Consider the following 18,082-nt stretch of genomic DNA (forward strand, 5'->3'; position numbering starts at 1 on the left):
TTATCGTGGTACGACGACGCGCACTAGAATCGCGGCATGACTAACGACGCGTCTGCACCCGCGCAGCTCCCCACGCCTGAGCGGCCACTATGGCGAGCTCGCGGGCTCGGCGCGGCTGCCGTTCTGGTGCTTTCCTGGGTGGCTGTTGTGTGGACTGTGCGTCAGTCCCTGGTGCTGAACTCGTACGCAGATGGCGCGTGGTGTAGCTGGAATGCGACACGGCAGTGCCGGGTAGCTCCTTTTCCTTGGGATTATTTGCTTATTATCCTGGCCGGGATCGCGGCGGGGATAGGTGCTTGGATTGCTCTGGGGCGTTCACTGCCGCGAGCTTCGAGTAAGTTTGGCGGTGCCCGCGGCCCGCGCAAGCAGGTACGTTACCTGGCGATAGCGGTGGAAGTGCTGGGCACGCTCGCGGTCGTGGCGGTGGCAATACTCGGAAGCCTGGCCGCGCTCTTCGGTGGTGTGCCTGAGGGAGCCGTGGCCGGGGTGGGGCTGCTCGGGTTCGGAACGGGAATGCTCTTTTCCCTTACCCTCGCGGTGGGAACAGGTGCCTGCCGCGCGGCGTGGATGAACGGCGGAGCGGTGGCTGTGGCCGGGGCTGGCGCGGGCGTGTTGATGGCTCCTAGCCTGGTCACCGCGGGGCCCCTGGGCTTGATCATTGTGGTTATCGTTTCTTGTGGGGTGATGCTGGGTGGTCTTGTTTTTGCGCGTGAAAACTGCCGGACAGAAGTCGGTAAGGCAGCCGAAAATGCGGCCGGAGATGCTGGCGGATCACCGGGTTTTCTCCTGAAACTTAGCTTGGGCGTCACCGCCGCGGCGGTGGTGCTTTCCGCTTTAGGCTGGTGGCTGCTTCCTTCGCCGGCGGATCGCAGCTTTATGAAGGGCGAGTCGGTAACGTTCCCGCGAGAAGTGGAAGATTCCCGGGATTCTTCTGGGGCGTCCGTACCGCAAACTACGCCTACGGGGGAGGTTTCGCCCGTGCCGGAACCTTCGCCTGTTTCTGGAGTGCCGTCCAGGTCTACACGAGATCCGCGCTCGGGCGCAATTTCGGCGCCGTGTACGTCCGAGCAGGTGGATATGAGCCGGAGCTCGGTGGATGGTGCTCTTGGTGCGCGGCAGGTGCGAATCACGCTCACCAATCGCGGCGCGACCGCGTGCTCGGTGCGGGGCATGGCCGGGGTGTGGCTCTCTGATGCGGGAAGCCAGAGCGATAGCCTTCCCGGCACCGAGCTTACGACCACCGAGCTCAGAACCACGGAAATCACCGGAGCGGACTCCAGCGCCTATGAACGTGGAGTTGAGCTTCCTCCGGGGGACAGTGCCACGATGGAGATTGAGTGGCGGGTAAGTAACTCCGGGGATGCTGGCGAGCAGCAGCTCTTAGGGCTCCAACTGAGTCCCGGTGGTGAAGTGATCCCCGTACCCGCGCGGAAAGGCGAGGAGACGTGGTTCGACGGCGATATTACGCTGCCCATCCGGGTAGGGGCCTGGCACTAACGTAATCATTCTCATTGGTGCGTTACTCGGACTGAGCTACCCAATCGGCGAGGTAATTAGCCGGAAAAGCGATAATTACCGCACCCAGAAGAATCCGGAAGAAAATTCGTGATAATAGGCCGGATTTACCAATGCTCTGTGTGAGCGTGACAAAGCAGCCTTCGCCGGTAGCACTAGATGCGGCTTCCGGATCGTCTTCTGCGAGCAGAGTGAAACGGTGGAATTGCGGCATGAAACGACTATCATCTTGTGCCGGTTTACGCGCCCCGGACAGTCGGGGCAGTTCAGAAAGCTCCCATACTGTGGGCTGGCCTTCTGACCCCATGTAGCGCAGCCTCCAGCGGGGACGGGCGGCATTGTTGAAATTCTCGACGGCGAATTCCGCAGAAGCTGCGCATTCACGGATTTTACGGGCGTTGGTGGGTAGGTAGATCCGCAGCTGTGCAGTGCGCTTGATACGGCGTGGCTGGGTGAGGGGTTCGGCTATCTCAAGCGTGGCGATGAGCTGCTCAATGTTGATTCCAGCACGTTCCACAATCGCGCGGCAGGAAGCCTCATCGCGGAGCAAACGGACGGCCACGCCGCAGTGGTAATCATTGCCTGGGAATTTCCCACTGAGGAATTTTTGCAGATCCCCGGGCGTGGAGATCTCGGTGGTGTCATCATGAACCTCAGCGTAGGTGCGTTCACGCAAGGGCACGGGCGGTAACCCAAATTCTTCGAGGCGTTCCGCGTGGAGCTGGTTAGCGTGCTCACGTGCAACGCGTAGCGTGAGGCCGGCGCGGGCGCAGACGCGGCTGGCGCTGCCCCCGCAGGAGAGTATCGCAAGGAAAACATCGACGAGGCTGATCTCTTCCCGCCAGGCGCGGCGCGCTTCGAAGTCGGAATTCTGGATGAGCCGGAGAGCGGCTCGGGAAGGCAGTTTCATGACGGGTTCCTTAGGTCGCGCGGCAGCCCCGCCGCGTATTTGCGATGGGCTGATTGCTTGGTTACCTCCAGGCAACGGCCGATATCGCTCCAGAACATGCCCGCGCGCACCGCTTCCTCGACGTAGTACTTCGTGATGCGATCAGCCTCCACGCGCATGGAATGGGCGGCGCGCAGTTTCTCCGCGATCACCGCTGGATCTAGCCTCGCTTGCTGCTTCTTCGTCATCACATCGTCAGTATATGCTGACGTGCATCTGTGGGCAAGGTGGCATTACGCCTGCGATGCGGAGTTGCCGGGCTGAGCGGACTGGCAGACGCGGAGCGCGGCAGCGCATATTCCCAGGGAGCCGCCTATCCAGGCTACGGCGCCGATGAGGTTAAGAGTTTCGGTCCCGCTGGCGAGCCACAACGAAATAACGCCCACGGAGAGCACGGCCGCGCATAATGCGTAGGCGATGCTTGCCCGAGTCCAGCCGGCAAGCCGGTACGTGCAGCCGATGCCAGCGGTGGCCAGCACCACCGTGGCAGCCACAAAAACCGCGGGCGTGGCGGTCCCGGGCGTGAAGTGCCAGGTGTCCGTCAGGTTGAGAACCAGGGCCCCGAGGCACATTGCGAGCAAAACGAAAGAACTGGCGAGCGATCCGTAGCGAGCCACGATATGCATGGTAGCGAAACCTCCTCATTGAGATATTTTGTCGATGCGGGTGCGGGTGCGGAGACGGGTGTGAATGCAACGCTCCCCGAGAACGGTCGATGTTTCGGCCACTCCCGGGGAGCATTAGTTGTTGTTTCGGCGTGATCGTGCGAGATCACGTTCCCGAAACTCTTTTAGCGGCGACGACGCCCAGCAGCCAGGGCCCCACCGGCAGCCACCGCGGCGGCCGCAGCCAAGAGCCCAAGCGTCACATCAGCACCGGTGTGCTGCAGCTTCTTGACCTTCTTGACCTTGACGGGCTTGGAAGCGTCCGGCTTGTCACCCTTATTGCCCTTGTCGGCATCACCGTTACCGGCCGGGGTGAGCAGCTTGACGGTCTTGTCAGCCGGGATTTGGCTCGTAGAGCCGTCGGGGAAGGTGACGGTCACGGTACCGTCCTTACCAACTGTCACCTGGGTGTTCTCCGGGAGATCCGGGTTGGCCTTCTTGACCTTATCCTTCACCTGGTCCTGTTCCTCGGGGGTGAGGTTGGTCAGGTCCACAACTCCGGTGAGCTCAGGGTCATTGATCTTGATCTTCTCGTTGTCCTTGAGTTTACGGACTGTCTTGTCGGCCGGGATCTGGGTCTCGGAGCCATCCGGGAAGGTGACGGTCACGGTGCCGTCCTTGCCGACGGTGACCTGGGTGTTCTCCGGGAGATCCGGGTTGGCCTTCTTGACCTTGTCCTTGACCTGCTCACGTTCCGGATCGGTGAGGTTGGTCAGGTCCACAACTCCAGTGAGCTCGGGATCCTTGAGGGTGATCTTCTCGTTGTCCTTGAGCTGGCGAACCGTCTTGTCCGGAGTGATCGTGGTCGTCGACTTGTCCGGGAAGGTCACGGTGACCGTGCCGTTTTCGGAGACGGTGATCGTGGTTCCTTCAGGGAGGTTCGGGTTCTCCTTTTCGACGGCCTTCTTGACCTGCTCGCGTTCGGGATCGGTCAGCTTATTGACATCGACAACTCCGGTGAGCTCAGGATCCTCGAGAGTGATCTTCTCGTTGTCCTTGAGCTTGCGGACAGTCTTGTCGGCCGGGATTTGGGTCTCGGAACCGTCCGGGAACGTGACTGTTACGGTGCCGTCCTTGCCGACGGTGACCTGGGTGTTCTCCGGGAGATCCGGGTTGGCCTTCTTAGCCTTGTCCTTCACCTGGTCCTGTTCCTCGGGGGTGAGGTTATTCGGGTCAACCACGCCGGTTACTTCAGGATCCTTGAGAGTGATCTTCTCGTTGTCCTTGAGCTGACGAACCGTCTTCTCAGCAGGAATCTGCGTCGTGGAATCATCAGGGAAGGTCACGGTGACCGTGCCGTTTTCTGAGACGGTGATCGTAGTGCCAGTAGGAAGATCCGGGTTCTTCTTCTCGACGGCCTTCTTGACTTGCTCGCGTTCGGGATCGGTCAGCTTATTGACGTCAACGACGCCGGTGATTTCGGGGTCGTTGATCTTGGTCTTTTCGTTGTCCTTGAGCTGGCGAACCGTCTTGTCCGGAGTGAAGGTAGTTGAGGAACCGTCCTTGTAGGTCACGGTCGCAGTTCCATTGTCGGAGACAGTGATCTCAGCATCCGTAGGCAGATCCGGGTTCTTGGCCTTGATGGCATCGCTAACCTTGGTTTTTTCCTCGGGCGTGAGTTTATTGAGGTCAACGACTCCGGTGATATCGGGATCCTTCAAGGTAATCTTCTCTGCCATCTTCGGCTTGGTGACAGTGATCTTGAAGGGAACCTTCACCGGATCGGGCTGGCCGGGAATCGTCACGAGCACAGTGCCCGTCACATCGCCGGTCTCCTTATCCTCGGGGATCTGGTAGGTAATCTTGCCGTCGTTGCCAACGGTGAGTCCAGCAGGAGCTTCGCCGTCGACCTTAAACGTGGAACCGTCCGGGAAAGTGAAGCCTTCCGGCGTGGAGATCGGAACCTCAACCGTGGAACCGGACTTGCCACTGGAATCCGGATATGAAGGCGTGACGAGCGGCGCCTTGAAGGTCTTGGTGCCGAGATCCTTGCCGTTGCGGTTGAAGACAATCGTGACATTGCCTTCCTTGTCCACCGTGACTTTGTCCGTGTCCTTGAGCTGGTTGAGTTCCTTGACCTTAGCCTTGATGGCATCCTGTTCGCCGGGCGTCAGGTTATTCGGGTCAGTTACTGCTGTCTCAGAAATCTTGGACGTGTAGTAAATGATGGTAGCGGTCAGCTTCGGGGAGACCGCGCCAAGGTCGGTTGTGAGCGTGCCGGGGAATTCCTGGGTGCCGGGTTCGTGACTGATCCCGGGAACCTCAATATTCTTGGTGATTTTACCCTTGACCTCGTTGTGAACATCCTGCTTAGAAAGTCCCGCGTCGTCGCCGTACTTAAGAATTCCGAGCTTGCCGTAATCCACATCGATAAGCCCCTTCACATCCTCAGGGGTGAAAGGCGCGTCGGTATCCAAGCTGCGGATGAGAGTGTCCTGCTTCGTGGGGAGAACGCGGACCTTGAACAGGTTCGAGAAGGACTGGGTGTAGCGCATATCTTCGGCTTTGTCCGTACGGATTCCGATAAAACGCTTACCGCCAATCGAGTTGGAGATACCAGCGTCATACTGACCGGAGATAACGGCGGTATTACCGGCGAGCTTGAGGTCGAACCCGGAAAGCTGTTTCGCGGCTGACCACGCCTCGCCCTGGCCCGGGGCGTTAGTTCCCCAGAGCTTACCCTTGCTGTAGTCATCGGCTTTCAGCGTAACTGTTACCGGAGGAACGGGAGTGGACTTCAGTTTGTTCTGGTTTGTATTCGTGGACGGATCCAAGAAGACCAGAATATTGGGAACCTTCCCGATAACGCTCACGGATTCGCTGCTGGGAACGACGACGCTAAACCCGTCTTCACCGGCTTTGTTGGCAATAGTGAGCTTTCCTTGATCATCCACGGTGACCTGATCACGGGTGAGTCCGAGAGCTGGGTTGTTCTTGAGGAAAGCGTCAACGATCTTTGTCTGCTGATCCGCGGACAGGGTGTAGCTATTCGGGTCGGCAACAGTTACTTTGCCCGCATTATGGGTGCTTTGATTTTGAGGGGCGCCCTTTTGGGGATCCGGGTTTTCCTCCCGGAACGCGAAAGGCGGAGCGTAGTAGAAAACCTTGACGTTGTAGGTGTCGAAGGTTTCCGGAGTCCCCTTCTTGGCCACGATAACCGGTACGTCCTTAACGCGATCTTTACGCTTCGGGCCGTACGAGTTAGCGTTGGCTTCGTTGAGGTTCTTTACCGTGAACTCGTACTCATCGGGGTTCAGGTTGTTCTTGGTGAGCTGAGCCTTGACGGAGTCAATCACCTCAGCCTCGGTCAGTCCATTGACTAAGAAGAAGTTCTTTGCGATGGCGCCGCCGAACTTTGCGGAATTGGCTTGTTCGGAGCTTGGAGCTCCCGCGGGGGAAGCTGGGTCGGCGAGCGCGGGAGTGCCGCCGAAGAATATAAGGGTGGCCGCCAGGGTGGCACCCGCTATCTTACGAAAAGAGGTCACGAGATCCCTTCCTTATTTCCCAATCGTTGAACAATGAATACAACATTGATTTGAATAGGGAATTCGTATCATTATTCTAATCCGCAGGTCAGAGGGTTGAAAACCGATTCCCTGTGACGTATGACCAGGTCTTTTCTTGCTGGTGAATGTGTGGGTAACGGGGAGGGGTGGGTGCCGCTTTACCTGTTCAGGGTTGTATACCACTGGGCGTAGCGTTCCTGGACAGCGGAAATTCTTCTTCGGAGATGCCGTACTGGGCTACCTCGTCGAAGTCCACGTAAGCGCAGGCTTCTAAGCGCTGAATAAAGAATCCCATGTCGAATCCGAGATCGCTTTCCTTGGCGAGGGTGATGAGCTGATCGTCGGTATAGCGGCCGCTGCGGCGAAGTGAATCCACATCCAAATAATCACGAGATTCTGCGCGGGAATACAGTGCGGCGACTTTGCTGCCCGCGGCGTCTTCCTCCGCCAGAACTGGACCGATGTTTAACGTGGCTGGAGGGAAGCCACGCCAATCAACACCCATATCGATGGATAAAACGTTATCTCCGTCGGAGATGACCAGGTTGGCGTACTGGCCGCTTGCGTGCGTCGTCGCAACCTTGAAGCCGTATTCGATACACGTTTCCACTACCTTCTGGTACGCCAGCGGGAACGTATCCGCATGCTTCTGGACGGTAAAAAGGTCAATATCTTCGGTGGGGCGCGTAATGACTCCGTGCTCGCGTAGTGCTCCCGAGCCGCACAGAACGAAGCCGTACTTTTCGATCTTCGAGAGGATGAGGCGGGTGAGTTTACGCTGAAATTCGAGATTTTCCATGGAAGATCCGATTCTCGGGCAGTTCCGGGAATTTTGATTCCCACATCTCGTAGACGCGCCACGGCAAGCTAAGTGTTGGCCAGACCTGCAGGAGGAGTTCCCGATTTAGCCAGCGTTCCTGCTGTTCTGTGGTGCCCTCGTTGATCAATGCTGTATAACCGCGCTTGATGAGGCCGTTGCTTTCAAGATGGATCGTCTGGGAATTCGGTGCCCAGATGATCGAGTGGTCGAGATAAAGCGTGCCGCCCATGCCGGGGCCGCGAAGCACATCCAGAGAAGAGGGCAGTTCATAATGCTTGCGTTGTGAATACGGTGCAATATCGCGCATGTGGCCTCCTTCCCGGTTCTTCCTCCATCCTAGAGGGGAAGAGCGCCGCCGGCCACAGTGGAGCAATTAAATTGAACGCCGCGCGGAATAAATGCGATAAAATTATGCGTAACAGCGTTATGTAGGAGCGAGGTTATGTAGGCACGAGGAGGTGCGGGTTATGGCACGGCTACATGTGAAAAGGCGGTGGTCCTTCTTCGATGATAGGAGCCGCCATTATTTGAGTGTGAATGGAAAGAAATGCCCGGAGGTACTACTTCCTGAACGCGATAATGTTTTTGAGGTGGGCGACGGCGCCTGCGTTGCTCAGGTGCGAACGTTGGTTCCCCTCAAGAGCAATCCCGTATCTTTCTCCGCGGCGGCGGGGAGCGATATCTATCTCAGCTATCGCCTCAAGAAAGGAGCCATTATTGGCCTCATTGTATTATTCGGAGCGGTGGCGGCCCTGCCTTTCGTGGTGAAGTCCGTAGACCGCATGATTCTGCTGCCGGTGGCCGGGGTGTGCCTGATCGTGCTGCTGGTGCTGTCGCTCACCGTTTTTTCGACGATGTACACGCTCAAGATAGAAGAGTCTTCCAGAGTTGCTGGTTAGCCGGCCGCGTGGGCCGGCCTCCCACAGCCGCGTGTACTGGCGGCGGGCTAGGCGGCGTCGTCGTTCTTATCGGGAATGCACTGTGTTGTTGACGAAATGCGCTGGGCGCCGCGATGGTCGGCGAGCCAACGCTGGTCGTTGACGTCCGTGAAACAGAAACGGAAGTTTTCGTTGATGACGGTGCGCGGGGGCCGGTCGCCGAAAAGGGCGTCGCCGTAGGTGTCCACGTATTCGGCTTTTTCTTTTGGCGGGAGCGTGGGGAACGTGATTTCGTACCCGGCGGCGGTTTGCCGGAATTCGTGATAGTGGTCGGCGGAGACGGTGAGGCCGTCGAGCGGGGCCGGCAGTGCGAGCGTGAGGTCGAAAACCGGGTTGGGGGAGGCGTTATGGAAACTCGAGGTGATCTGCCGGCCGATTTTCCCGGTGTCGGTGCGGTGTTCCTCCACGGTGATCTTATTTTGGGTGAAAGCCTGGTTGGCCTGGGAGAATTGCTCGGCTTTGATCGCTTCGTGGCGGTCGTAAATATTCAAGCCGAGCACGGCCACCGCGATAACCACCGAAATCAGCGAGAGCGTTTCGGATAGCGGCAGCCAGCCGCGCCGCTTCCCGCGCGGCTGTTCAGTGCCGATGGCCTTCTCCTCATCCATACGCTTGTCCCTTTTCTGCCTGTTTTCGAATCGTTGCCGCGCTTGGCGTGACTGACGCCGGCGCCGTGCAGCTCGGGCCCGCAGCGTGGGCCCGCAGTGCGCGGCCACCGATGAATTTTAGCGGTTGGGGTTGTGGTGAGAAAGGTCTTTGGCGGGCACGCCGAGGTACTTCACTTCGCCAGTTCCTCATATACGCGCGCATTTTTTCTGATGAGCGCGGCTGAGACCTTCGCGAGCTCGGCATCGTCCGGCTCTGTGATTTCATCCGCCTTAGCGAATTCTGTGATGATGTAACGAGGGCGATTATTTTTCAAAATAACGGCTGAGCCATACTCGTCTACCAATCGCGCAACCTTCGAGAAATTCTGATTCGCTTCCGAAATTGGTACCAAGGTATTCGTATTGACATTCATGGCTTACCTCCCCTTCCAAGAAGAATATACAACATATCCTAGGTTGAATATAGCCTAATTTGAAGGGGGTTGGGTGTCGGTTTTGGCGAGAGTTAGCCCGCCTGACTAACTGTTTCTAATACTCGCTACCAGATCGTTCACGGCTTCTTCGGAATCGAGGCTCAAACGTTTCGCTTCGCCCGCTAACCCAGTTTGGAGCACTGACAATGCATAGCGGGCGGAGTTGATCACGCGCACGTCGCTGCCGTCTACGACGAAGGCAATGCGGTCTCCTTTGTTGATGCCCAGCCGCTTGCGCACCGACTTCGGGATGGTTACGCGTCCCTTCGCCTTCACTTTGGCAGATTCTGCGAATTCATTAGTCACCGTCATCCCTCCTTGGATGTGGGTGTAGTGCTGATGGTTGCGATTTTAGTGGGTGAGATATTGATGTGTGGCCGGACTCGCTGCCCGAAAACTGGAGCGGGCGACGGGAATCGAACCCGCCTCTGCAGCTTGGGAAGCTGCCATTCTACCGATGAACTACGCCCGCGAGAGCGGTGAAACCTCACGCAAGCGGCGGAACCGCAGGCGCGAAAGAATCACTAGGTGATTATCCTAGCGTGCCATCCCCGCCAGCGCAAAGCGCGCCCGCGGCTTAGTGCTTGCGGCACGGCAGCGCCCGCGAATTCCTCCACAGACCGCCGCGCGGGTAGCGCCCACCCGCGCGCGCGTGTCAGAATCTAGGCGTGTTACTTTCCGATGTTGATATTTTGCGCTCCGTGAGCGAGGGCCGCATCGCCCTGCACCCCTGGGATCCGGCGATGGTGCAACCCTCCTCCATCGATATTCACCTCGACCGCTTCTTCCGTCTCTTCGATAACCACAAATACCCGGTCATCGACCCGGCCGCGGACCAATCCGACCTCACGCGCCTGGTAGAAGTCCCGGCCGACGGCGAATTCGTTTTACACCCGGGAGAGTTCGTGCTCGGCTCCACTTTTGAGCAGGTCACCTTGGGGAACGACGTCGCAGCTCGCCTGGAAGGAAAATCCTCCCTCGGGCGCCTGGGACTCCTCACCCATTCCACCGCCGGATTCATCGACCCGGGCTTCTCCGGGCATGTGACCCTCGAGCTGTCCAATACGGCAACGATGCCGATCAAGCTCTACCCGGGCATGAAAGTGGGCCAGTTCTGCTTCTTCCAGCTTTCCTCGGCGGCCAATAACCCCTACGGCGCTGGCGCAAGCGGTTCGCGCTACCAGGGCCAGCGCGGCCCCACGGCCTCGCGCTCCCACCTTAACTTCCACCGTATCGACGTGACCCACTACCCGGAAGCCGGTAACTAAACTCCAGCCTTAGTACAACGCACCTGGCGCACCGCCCGGAGCGCCCCGCACCCAGCAAACCGTGCCCGAAGCGCGCCAGCCTTAGCAAGGCTCGCGCTCCCAAAGCAAGCCCGGCCGCGCGGTCTCATCGAGAGCGGAAACACGGGACACTCCCGCATATTTTCGCTACTGTAATGATGTTCCATGCGTTAACAACGAGCTCCACCGCCTAAGAAACCGGCGCCCGCACCTACCAGCTGCATCGCGCCAGGTCACCCGCGGAGGGGCTCCGTGGCGTATGTTCGGCACGCGGCGCACGTAGAACACGTAGCGCACCCCGCGTGCATGGCAAAGGTCGAAGGGACGGAGGCTGCCGTGGCATATGTGCTCCTGCTATTTGCGGTGGGGGCACTGTGTGCACCGCTCGTGATGCAGCGCGGGCGTTTCGGCTTCGCAATCCTCGCCCTCCTCCCGGCTGGCACCTTCCTCTGGCTTCTCAGCTTCATTCCCCGCATCCTCCGCGGTGATGTTTACCAGCAGTCCCTCACCTGGGTACCCCAACTGGGCATGGACCTCGATATCCGCATCGATGCCCTCGGCCTGCTCCTCGCCCTCATCGCCACCGGCGTGGGCGCGGCGGTGCTCTTCTACTCGGCCCGGTATTTCAAACGCGATGCCTCCTACCTGGGCCGCTTCGGCGCGATCTTCGTGGCTTTCGCCGGCGCGATGCTCGGCCTGGTCACCACGGATAACACCATCGCCCTCTATATTTACTGGGAACTCACCACAGTCTTTTCCTTCCTCCTCATCGGCCACTATTCCGACCGCCAATCCTCGCGGCGCGCGGCCTTCCAGGCCATTATTGTGACCACGGCCGGAGGGCTGGCCATGCTGGGCGGAATTACCATGCTCGGCGTCATGACCGGGGGGTCCTTCTCGCTGCACGAGCTCGTGGTGGCTTCCCACGAAGCAACAATCTCCCCGGGGAATTCCGCGCTGCTTACGAGCGCCGTCGTACTTGTACTTATCGGGGCGTTCTCCAAATCCGCCCTGGTGCCTTTCCATTTCTGGCTGCCGGCCGCCATGGCCGCGCCCACGCCGGTCTCCGCCTACCTGCACGCCGCGGCGATGGTCAAAGCCGGGGTGTACCTGGTGGCGCGCCTGGCCCCCGGTTTCGCGCATAACCCGGCCTGGCACTGGATGGTGATCATCCTCGCCTCCTACACGGTGCTGCTAGGCGGCTACCGGGCCCTCAAACAAACCGATATCAAATTGGTGACCGCTTTCGGCACGGTTTCCCAGCTCGGGCTCATTATTCTGTTCGTTGGCTACGGGGATTCCGCGATGCTGCTGGCCGGGCTCATGCTGCTGCTGGCCCACTCCCTCTTCAAATCCGCGCTCTTCCTTTCCGTGGGCATCGTGGACGTGTGCACCGGCACCCGTGACCTGCGCGAACTATCCAATGTGGGCCGCAATATGCCCGCGGTTGCCACTTTTGCGGGGATGGCGGATGCCTCCATGATGGGCTTCCCGCCCTTCGCGGCTTTCGTGGCGAAAGAAGGGGCACTTGGTGCGCTGTGGGGCGGGAGCGCCACCGATATTGCGGTGCTCGTGCTCATCGCGGTGGGTTCGGCGCTCACGGTGGCTTACGGCCTGCGTTTCTGGTGGGGTGCGTTCATGCGCAAACCGCGCGTGGAAGATACCGAGGTGCGTGACGTTTCCGCGGTCATGATCTGGCCCGTGGGTATTTTGGCGACGGCGGGCCTGGTGGCCGGGCTCGCAACCACGCCCATCAGCACCTTCCTGGAGCAGTACCTGGCCCAATACCCGGTACTAGCCCCCTACCAGGGCCACCTGCACCTGTGGTCCGGCTTCAACGGGCCCTTCCTGGTGACCCTCGCCATCCTCGCGGCCGGCTGCCTCCTCTTCTGGCAGCGCCACCGCATTTCCGCCTTCACCCAGCGCCACGCCATCCGCACCAGCGCCGAGGAAGCCTACCAGCGCATCGTTTCGGGCACCGAACGTTTCTCCATGACCGTCACCGCCCGCACCCAATCCGGTTCGCTTCCCACCTACCTCCTCACCATTTTCTGGTTCCTGCTCATTACCGTGGGAATCGCGCTGCTCACCAACCCGGTGGGCACCCTGGTGGTGCCGCGGCTCTTCGATAGCTGGGCGCAGGCCGCGGTGGCCGTGGTTGGCTGCCTGGGCGTGCTGCTCGCTGCGGCTTCCCGCCACCGCCTCAAAGCCGTGATTCTCATGGGAATCGGCGGCTACGCCGTGGCCCTCACCTACGAGATCTACGGGGCGCCGGACTTGGCTCTCACCCAGGTGCTTTCCGAAACTCTCACCCTCGTTGTCTTCGTGCTGGTGCTGCGCCGCCTGCCCTCCTACTTCTCTTCCCGCCGCACCAAAGGCACCCAGCGCTTCCGCATTGTTTTCGCGGCCATCATGGGGCTGCTTTTCGCGGGGCTCGCCTACCTGGCGGCCGGGGTGCGCACCCACGCCCCGATTTCGGAGCTCTTCGCCGACGAAGGTTTCCGCTTCGGGTACGGGCGCAATATCGTCAATGTCACCCTCGTGGATATCCGGGCGTGGGACACCATGGGCGAGACCTCCGTGCTGGTGGTCTGCGCCGTCGGCATCGCCTCCCTCCTCTTCGTACGCGACCGTTTCGGCGGCACAGACCGGCTGCGCAATATCCTCGGCGCGAAAAGCGAACGGGCGCAACGCTGGCGCCGCCTGGGCGAGGACCCGGCGGAATACGTGCGCAACTCGGTGCGCGCGGAAGAAGAAGCGCGGCGTTCGGGGCGCAACCGGGTCTGGCTCGCCTCCGCGAACCGCCCGGGCGTGGCCTCCCGCCCGATGATGCTGCAAATCGGCACCCGCCTGGTCTTCCACACTATCCTCATTATTTCGCTCTTCTTCCTCTTCGCCGGGCACAATATGCCGGGCGGGGGCTTCGCCGGCGGGCTGCTGGCCGGCATCGCGTTGACCTTGCGCTACCTGGCCGGCGGGCGTTTCGAACTGGGCGCCACCCTCCCCATCCTCCCTGCCCACCTGCTGGGAACCGGGTTGGGCCTGGCCACTCTTTCCTCGCTCGCCCCGATCCTCTTGGGTGGTAGCCCGCTGCAAACCGCGAAAATCGATATGGTACTTCCGATTTTTGGGGACGTTCATTTTACGACGGCGCTCATCTTTGACACCGGCGTCTATATCGCGGTTGTTGGCCTGGTCGCCGAGATTCTGCGGTCCCTCGGCGCGGAAATTGACCGGCACGGGGAAATGGAAGAAGGCGTGTGGGATGCCGATATTCGCATCGAGCCCTCCCACGACGCCCGCCAGAATCTGCGCGAAGAAATGGAATCCCAGGCCGGCCTCAGCGAGCGCACCTCCCCGCAACAGGAAGCCGAGCGCCTGGCTATGGCCGCCGAACAGCGCGATGCAGCAACGGAAGGAGAGCAGCAATGAGCGTATCTCTCGCCCTCATCCTCATGTGCGGGGTTTTCGTTGCGGTAGGCGTCTACCTTATTTTGGAGCGCTCCCTCTCGCGGGTCATCCTCGGGCTGGGTTGCCTTTCCAATGGCGTCAATATTCTTTTCCTCATCGCGGGCGGCCGCACCGGCAACCCGCCCTTTATCGGCAACGGCTCGCCGGAACTGTGGGCGGATCCGCTGGTCATGGCCATGATGCTCACCGCCATCGTGATTACCTTGGCCACCACCGGCTTCCTGCTGGCCATGGCCTACCGCACCTGGCAGCTGCGCGATGATGACGAAGTGCGCGACGACGTGGAGGATCGCGCCGTCGCCGTACGCCAGCAACTGGAAGAAAGCAGCCAGCGATCCGAAGTGGGAACAGACTTGCAGGAAACCTCCGCGGAATTCCGCGACGAAACCGATACCCCGGCCCCGCGTTTCGGGCGCCTGGGCCGCTGGAACCGCCGGCATCCCAAGCGCCGCCGGCACCGCTACGTGGCCAACCCGAATGCCACCCACGGCGTGGACGGCTCGCTGGGGAACGGCGTGAACGGTGCGAACGGTAGGAACGCGGGGCGCAACGGGCACCCGCGCGGCACCGGAACCGCGGGGCGCAACGGCAATGCGGGAGGTGCGCGGCGATGATTTCCTGGCTGCTGGCCGTTCCCATTGTGCTGCCTCTGCTGGCCGCCGGGGTGCTCCTGGCGATTCCGCGCCGGCGCCGCGTGCAGGCCTGGACCGCGGTGGGGATGCTCTCCATCGTCCTCGTGGTGGCGGTCATTCTGCTCTTTGTTTCCGCGCGCGGCCCCATCACCCTGGACGTGGGCAATTGGGCGGCGCCCGTGGGTATTTCCCTGGTGGCCGACCGGCTCTCCACCATCATGCTCACCACCTCGGTTACGGTGACCCTCATCGTGCTGGTGTATTCGGTTTTCCAGGGCGTAGCAGACGGCGAACGCGGCGCGCCCACCTCGGTGTACTACCCGGCCTTCATGATCCTCTCCGCCGGGGTCTCCGATGCCTTCCTCACCGGCGATCTGTTCAATATGTACGTCGGCTTTGAGATTCTGCTGGCCGCCTCCTTCGTGCTCCTCACCATGGGCGGCACGGCCGAACGCATGCGCTCCGGCTCGGTTTACGTGATCGTCTCCATGGTCTCCTCCCTCATCTTCCTCACCGCGCTCGGCCTCACCTACGCCGCGGTGGGCAGCGTGAACCTGGCTGACCTGGCCGTTAAACTCCCGCAGGTGGATCCGGGAATGCGCATGGTCCTCCAGATCCTCTTCCTCGTGGCCTTCGGCCTGAAAGCCGCGATTTTCCCGCTGGCCGCCTGGCTACCCGACTCCTATCCCACCGCATCCGGCCCGGTCACGGCGGTATTCGCCGGCCTGCTCACCAAAGTGGGCGTGTACGCGATTATCCGCACCCAGGTGCTGCTCTTCCCGGGCGGGCGCCTGGACGATATCCTCGCCGGCTTCGCGGTGGCCACCATGCTCATCGGTATCCTCGGCGCGATCGCGCAGGAAAATATTAAACGCCTGCTTTCCTTCACCCTGGTCAGCCATATCGGCTACCTCATCTGGGGTATCGCCATCTCCACCGAAGCCGGGCTTTCTTCCACGATTTTCTACGCCGTGCACCATATCGTGGTGCAAACCGCGCTCTTCTTGGTGGTGGGCCTCATCGGTTGGGTGGCAGGAACGACGTCGCTCGTGCGGCTCGGCTCCATTATGCGCGCGGCCCCCGTGGTTGCGATTCTCTATTTCCTTCCCGCGCTCTCCCTGGGCGGTATCCCGCCGCTATCCGGATTCCTCGGCAAAGTGGGGCTGCTGGAAGCGAGTGCCGCGCGCGGAACCCCGATTGACTGGGTGCTTATTGCGGCCGGCCTGGTCACCTCGCTCCTCACGCTTTACGCCGTGATCCGCGCCTGGAATATGGCTTTCTGGCAGGAGGCTCCGGCGGAGCTGCCCTCCACCACCTACCCGAGCGGCATGGTGATTTCCGCCTCCGGGCTCATCGCGGTCATGCTGGGTATTACCTTCGCGGCCGCGCCGCTGCGCTCGTTTACCGACGGTGCCGCCGCCGAGCTGGAAGCCCGCACCCCCTATATCAGCGCGGTGCTTCCCGACTGGGATCGCGGTACCGGGATTTCCCCGGAGGTGGATGAAGAAACCGTGGTACCCCACGAGGATTCCACCCCGGATACCGGCACCTTCACCCAAACCCCCGAACCGAAGGAGAGTCCGCGCCTGCTGCGCTCCCCGAGCCCCACGCCCGCGGCCACACTGGTGCCGACCGGTGCACCCGTGCCGAGCGGTGCGCCGTCGTTCCACACACCTGCGCCCGCGGCGGTTCCCGCGCAAGGTCCCACGCCCGTTCCCACAGTTTCCGGAGGTGAGCAATGAGTCGCGATAGTGAAGCAATCCGCCTGGTCACCCGGCGCGAAGGCCGTTTCCCGAGCGCCTCCCTGGGGGTGCTGGTGTGGCTGACCATTGTGTGGGTGCTGCTGTGGGGGCAGGTGAGCGCCGCCAATATTGTGGCCGGTTTTGCCCTCGCCCTCCTCGTGACTGAAGTGGCGCCTTTCCCCACCGCGTCTTTCGACGGGCGGTTCCGGATCTGGGGCGTGATCCGGCTGGTTGCGATTTTCGTGCGTGACCTCGTGCATGCCTCCTGGCAGCAAGCCTGGTTTATTCTGCGGCGCGCCACCCCCCGCGGCGCGGTGATCCGCGTGCGACTGCGCTCCCACTCCGATGCCTACCTGGCGATTACCGCCGGGATGTCCACCCTGGTGCCCGGCTCGCTCGTCATCGATACCGACGCCGCCACGGGCACCCTCTATGTGCATGTCTTTGACGTGGGCATGGCCGGGGGAGTGAGCGCGGCGCACCAATCGGTACTCGACCTGGAGGAGCGGGTGCTGCGCGCTTTCGCCTCCCGCAGCGAGCTGGTGCAGGCCGGATTCGTGCCCGGCTCCAGCCCCAAGGCCGGGCGTTTGCCCGTTCCCTTCGCTCCCGATAGTTCCGGAGGTGAACGGTGATTATTGTGATGGTGATCTGCGGGGTGCTGCTGACCATCTCCGCGCTGCTGGTGACGGTTCGCATCGTCAAAGGCCCCACGGTCCTTGACCGGGTGGGGGCGCTCGATGTCATCACTTCGATTATGGTGGGGGCGCTCTGCCTGCTCGCGGCGGTGACTCGGCGAGCGGATTTGCTGGCGGTATTCGTCGTCGTCGCCATTGTTGGTTTCCTCGGATCCGTGGCCGTGGCGCGTTTCATCCGGCCCGTGGACCAAAACGACCCGAAGGAAATGCGGCGCCTCGAAAAGGCGAACGAACGCGAAACAACCGACGAAGAAGAAGACGAAAGCCCCGCCCACGATCCGGACCGCGAGCCGCCCGCCGCGGGCCGTGCGCAACCGGATACCGCTCGCCTTCCGCAACCGGATACCGCGGGCGCGCAGGAAGGAGCCCGGCCGTGAGCCCCTGGGATATTATCGGCGCCGCGCTCATGCTGGCCAGCGCAACCCTCACTTTCGTGGCCGCCATCGGCATGTTCCGATACCCGGACCTCATGACCCGCCTGCACGTAGCCACAAAACCGCAGGTCCTCTCCCTGATCATGGGCTGCCTGGGCGCGGCCTGCCTGGTGCGTGACCCCTCGATGACGTGGACGCTGCTCCTCGTGATCGGCTGCCAGCTCATCACCTCGCCCATCTCCGCGCATATGCTCTCGCGCGCCGGATACCGCACCGGCCGCATCGATTCGGATGCCATGGTTGTGGACGAATTGCGCGAGGACCTGCGCTTCGGGCGTGGGCTGAGTCATAATAGTTCTGGACAGGATAAGAATTCCGCGCGGGGGAGCACCTCCACGCACTAATGAT

18 protein-coding genes and 1 tRNA gene are annotated in these 18,082 nt (G+C 61.2%); 9 read left to right on the forward strand and 10 right to left on the reverse strand.

Going from position 1 to position 18,082, the window contains the following annotated elements; genetic code table 11:
• Positions 1-36: 36 nt before the first annotated feature.
• Positions 37-1,497 (forward strand): DUF4232 domain-containing protein, encoded by a 1,461-nt coding sequence (locus CYJ17_RS03225; protein ID WP_101657596.1) that lies wholly within the window; start codon positions 37-39, stop codon positions 1,495-1,497.
• A 22-nt stretch (positions 1,498-1,519) separates the two neighbouring features.
• On the opposite strand, the gene CYJ17_RS03230 is transcribed toward CYJ17_RS03225, so the two are convergent.
• From CYJ17_RS03230 to CYJ17_RS03255, 6 genes are all read right to left on the reverse strand, one after another.
• Complete coding sequence (locus CYJ17_RS03230; RefSeq protein ID WP_087070008.1) at positions 1,520-2,425, reverse strand: hypothetical protein; 906 nt, start codon at positions 2,423-2,425, stop codon at positions 1,520-1,522.
• Complete coding sequence (locus CYJ17_RS03235) at positions 2,422-2,655, reverse strand: hypothetical protein (protein ID WP_219619195.1); 234 nt, start codon at positions 2,653-2,655, stop codon at positions 2,422-2,424. The genes CYJ17_RS03230 and CYJ17_RS03235 overlap by 4 nt, the downstream gene beginning before the upstream one ends.
• A gap of 42 nt (positions 2,656-2,697) precedes the next feature.
• Entirely contained in the window at positions 2,698-3,081 is a 384-nt protein-coding gene (locus CYJ17_RS03240; RefSeq protein WP_143231808.1) for a hypothetical protein, read from the reverse strand.
• 173 nt (positions 3,082-3,254) lie between these two features.
• Positions 3,255-6,614, reverse strand: a complete 3,360-nt coding sequence (locus tag CYJ17_RS03245; RefSeq protein ID WP_087070005.1) for a Rib/alpha-like domain-containing protein — start codon at positions 6,612-6,614, stop codon at positions 3,255-3,257.
• Between the two features lie 187 nt (positions 6,615-6,801).
• Positions 6,802-7,434 (reverse strand): nucleotidyl transferase AbiEii/AbiGii toxin family protein, encoded by a 633-nt coding sequence (locus CYJ17_RS03250; RefSeq protein ID WP_087070004.1) that lies wholly within the window; start codon positions 7,432-7,434, stop codon positions 6,802-6,804.
• Complete coding sequence (locus tag CYJ17_RS03255) at positions 7,409-7,762, reverse strand: hypothetical protein (protein WP_087070003.1); 354 nt, start codon at positions 7,760-7,762, stop codon at positions 7,409-7,411. The genes CYJ17_RS03250 and CYJ17_RS03255 overlap by 26 nt, the downstream gene beginning before the upstream one ends.
• Positions 7,763-7,982: 220 nt before the next feature.
• Between CYJ17_RS03255 and CYJ17_RS03260 the strand changes: the two genes are divergently transcribed.
• Positions 7,983-8,354 (forward strand): hypothetical protein, encoded by a 372-nt coding sequence (locus CYJ17_RS03260; protein WP_143231807.1) that lies wholly within the window; start codon positions 7,983-7,985, stop codon positions 8,352-8,354.
• 47 nt (positions 8,355-8,401) lie between these two features.
• On the opposite strand, the gene CYJ17_RS03265 is transcribed toward CYJ17_RS03260, so the two are convergent.
• The 4 genes from CYJ17_RS03265 to CYJ17_RS03280 all read right to left on the reverse strand — a co-directional run bounded on the left by CYJ17_RS03265 (position 8,402) and on the right by CYJ17_RS03280 (position 9,946).
• Positions 8,402-9,001, reverse strand: coding sequence for a hypothetical protein (locus CYJ17_RS03265; RefSeq protein WP_087070001.1), 600 nt, complete (start codon positions 8,999-9,001; stop codon positions 8,402-8,404).
• 170 nt (positions 9,002-9,171) lie between these two features.
• Positions 9,172-9,414 (reverse strand): type II toxin-antitoxin system Phd/YefM family antitoxin, encoded by a 243-nt coding sequence (locus CYJ17_RS03270; protein ID WP_016441879.1) that lies wholly within the window; start codon positions 9,412-9,414, stop codon positions 9,172-9,174.
• 105 nt (positions 9,415-9,519) lie between these two features.
• Entirely contained in the window at positions 9,520-9,780 is a 261-nt protein-coding gene (locus tag CYJ17_RS03275) for an AbrB/MazE/SpoVT family DNA-binding domain-containing protein (RefSeq protein WP_200807159.1), read from the reverse strand.
• Positions 9,781-9,872: 92 nt separating this feature from the next.
• A tRNA-Gly gene (locus CYJ17_RS03280) sits at positions 9,873-9,946 on the reverse strand.
• A 196-nt stretch (positions 9,947-10,142) separates the two neighbouring features.
• On the opposite strand from CYJ17_RS03280, the gene dcd reads away from it, so the two are divergent.
• The 7 genes from dcd to mnhG all read left to right on the forward strand — a co-directional run bounded on the left by dcd (position 10,143) and on the right by mnhG (position 18,078).
• Entirely contained in the window at positions 10,143-10,742 is a 600-nt protein-coding gene (gene dcd, locus CYJ17_RS03285; protein WP_087069999.1) for a dCTP deaminase, read from the forward strand.
• Positions 10,743-11,066: 324 nt separating this feature from the next.
• Complete coding sequence (locus CYJ17_RS03290; protein WP_234984418.1) at positions 11,067-14,192, forward strand: Na+/H+ antiporter subunit A; 3,126 nt, start codon at positions 11,067-11,069, stop codon at positions 14,190-14,192.
• The gene (locus CYJ17_RS03295; RefSeq protein ID WP_101595254.1) at positions 14,189-14,845 is read left to right on the forward strand and encodes a Na(+)/H(+) antiporter subunit C; all 657 of its coding nucleotides are present in this window, start codon (positions 14,189-14,191) and stop codon (positions 14,843-14,845) included. Before CYJ17_RS03290 ends, CYJ17_RS03295 begins: the two co-directional genes overlap by 4 nt.
• Positions 14,842-16,605, forward strand: a complete 1,764-nt coding sequence (locus CYJ17_RS03300) for a Na+/H+ antiporter subunit D (RefSeq protein WP_087069997.1) — start codon at positions 14,842-14,844, stop codon at positions 16,603-16,605. Before CYJ17_RS03295 ends, CYJ17_RS03300 begins: the two co-directional genes overlap by 4 nt.
• Positions 16,602-17,237: a Na+/H+ antiporter subunit E gene (locus CYJ17_RS03305; protein WP_087069996.1), complete on the forward strand. Its 636-nt coding sequence runs from the start codon at positions 16,602-16,604 to the stop codon at positions 17,235-17,237. Before CYJ17_RS03300 ends, CYJ17_RS03305 begins: the two co-directional genes overlap by 4 nt.
• Positions 17,234-17,677 (forward strand): monovalent cation/H+ antiporter complex subunit F, encoded by a 444-nt coding sequence (locus CYJ17_RS03310; RefSeq protein ID WP_087069995.1) that lies wholly within the window; start codon positions 17,234-17,236, stop codon positions 17,675-17,677. Before CYJ17_RS03305 ends, CYJ17_RS03310 begins: the two co-directional genes overlap by 4 nt.
• Entirely contained in the window at positions 17,674-18,078 is a 405-nt protein-coding gene (mnhG, locus tag CYJ17_RS03315; RefSeq protein WP_087069994.1) for a monovalent cation/H(+) antiporter subunit G, read from the forward strand. The genes CYJ17_RS03310 and mnhG overlap by 4 nt, the downstream gene beginning before the upstream one ends.
• Positions 18,079-18,082: the final 4 nt, after the last annotated feature.

The organism is Actinotignum timonense (genome assembly GCF_002860685.3).
Classification (GTDB): domain Bacteria; phylum Actinomycetota; class Actinomycetes; order Actinomycetales; family Actinomycetaceae; genus Actinotignum; species Actinotignum timonense.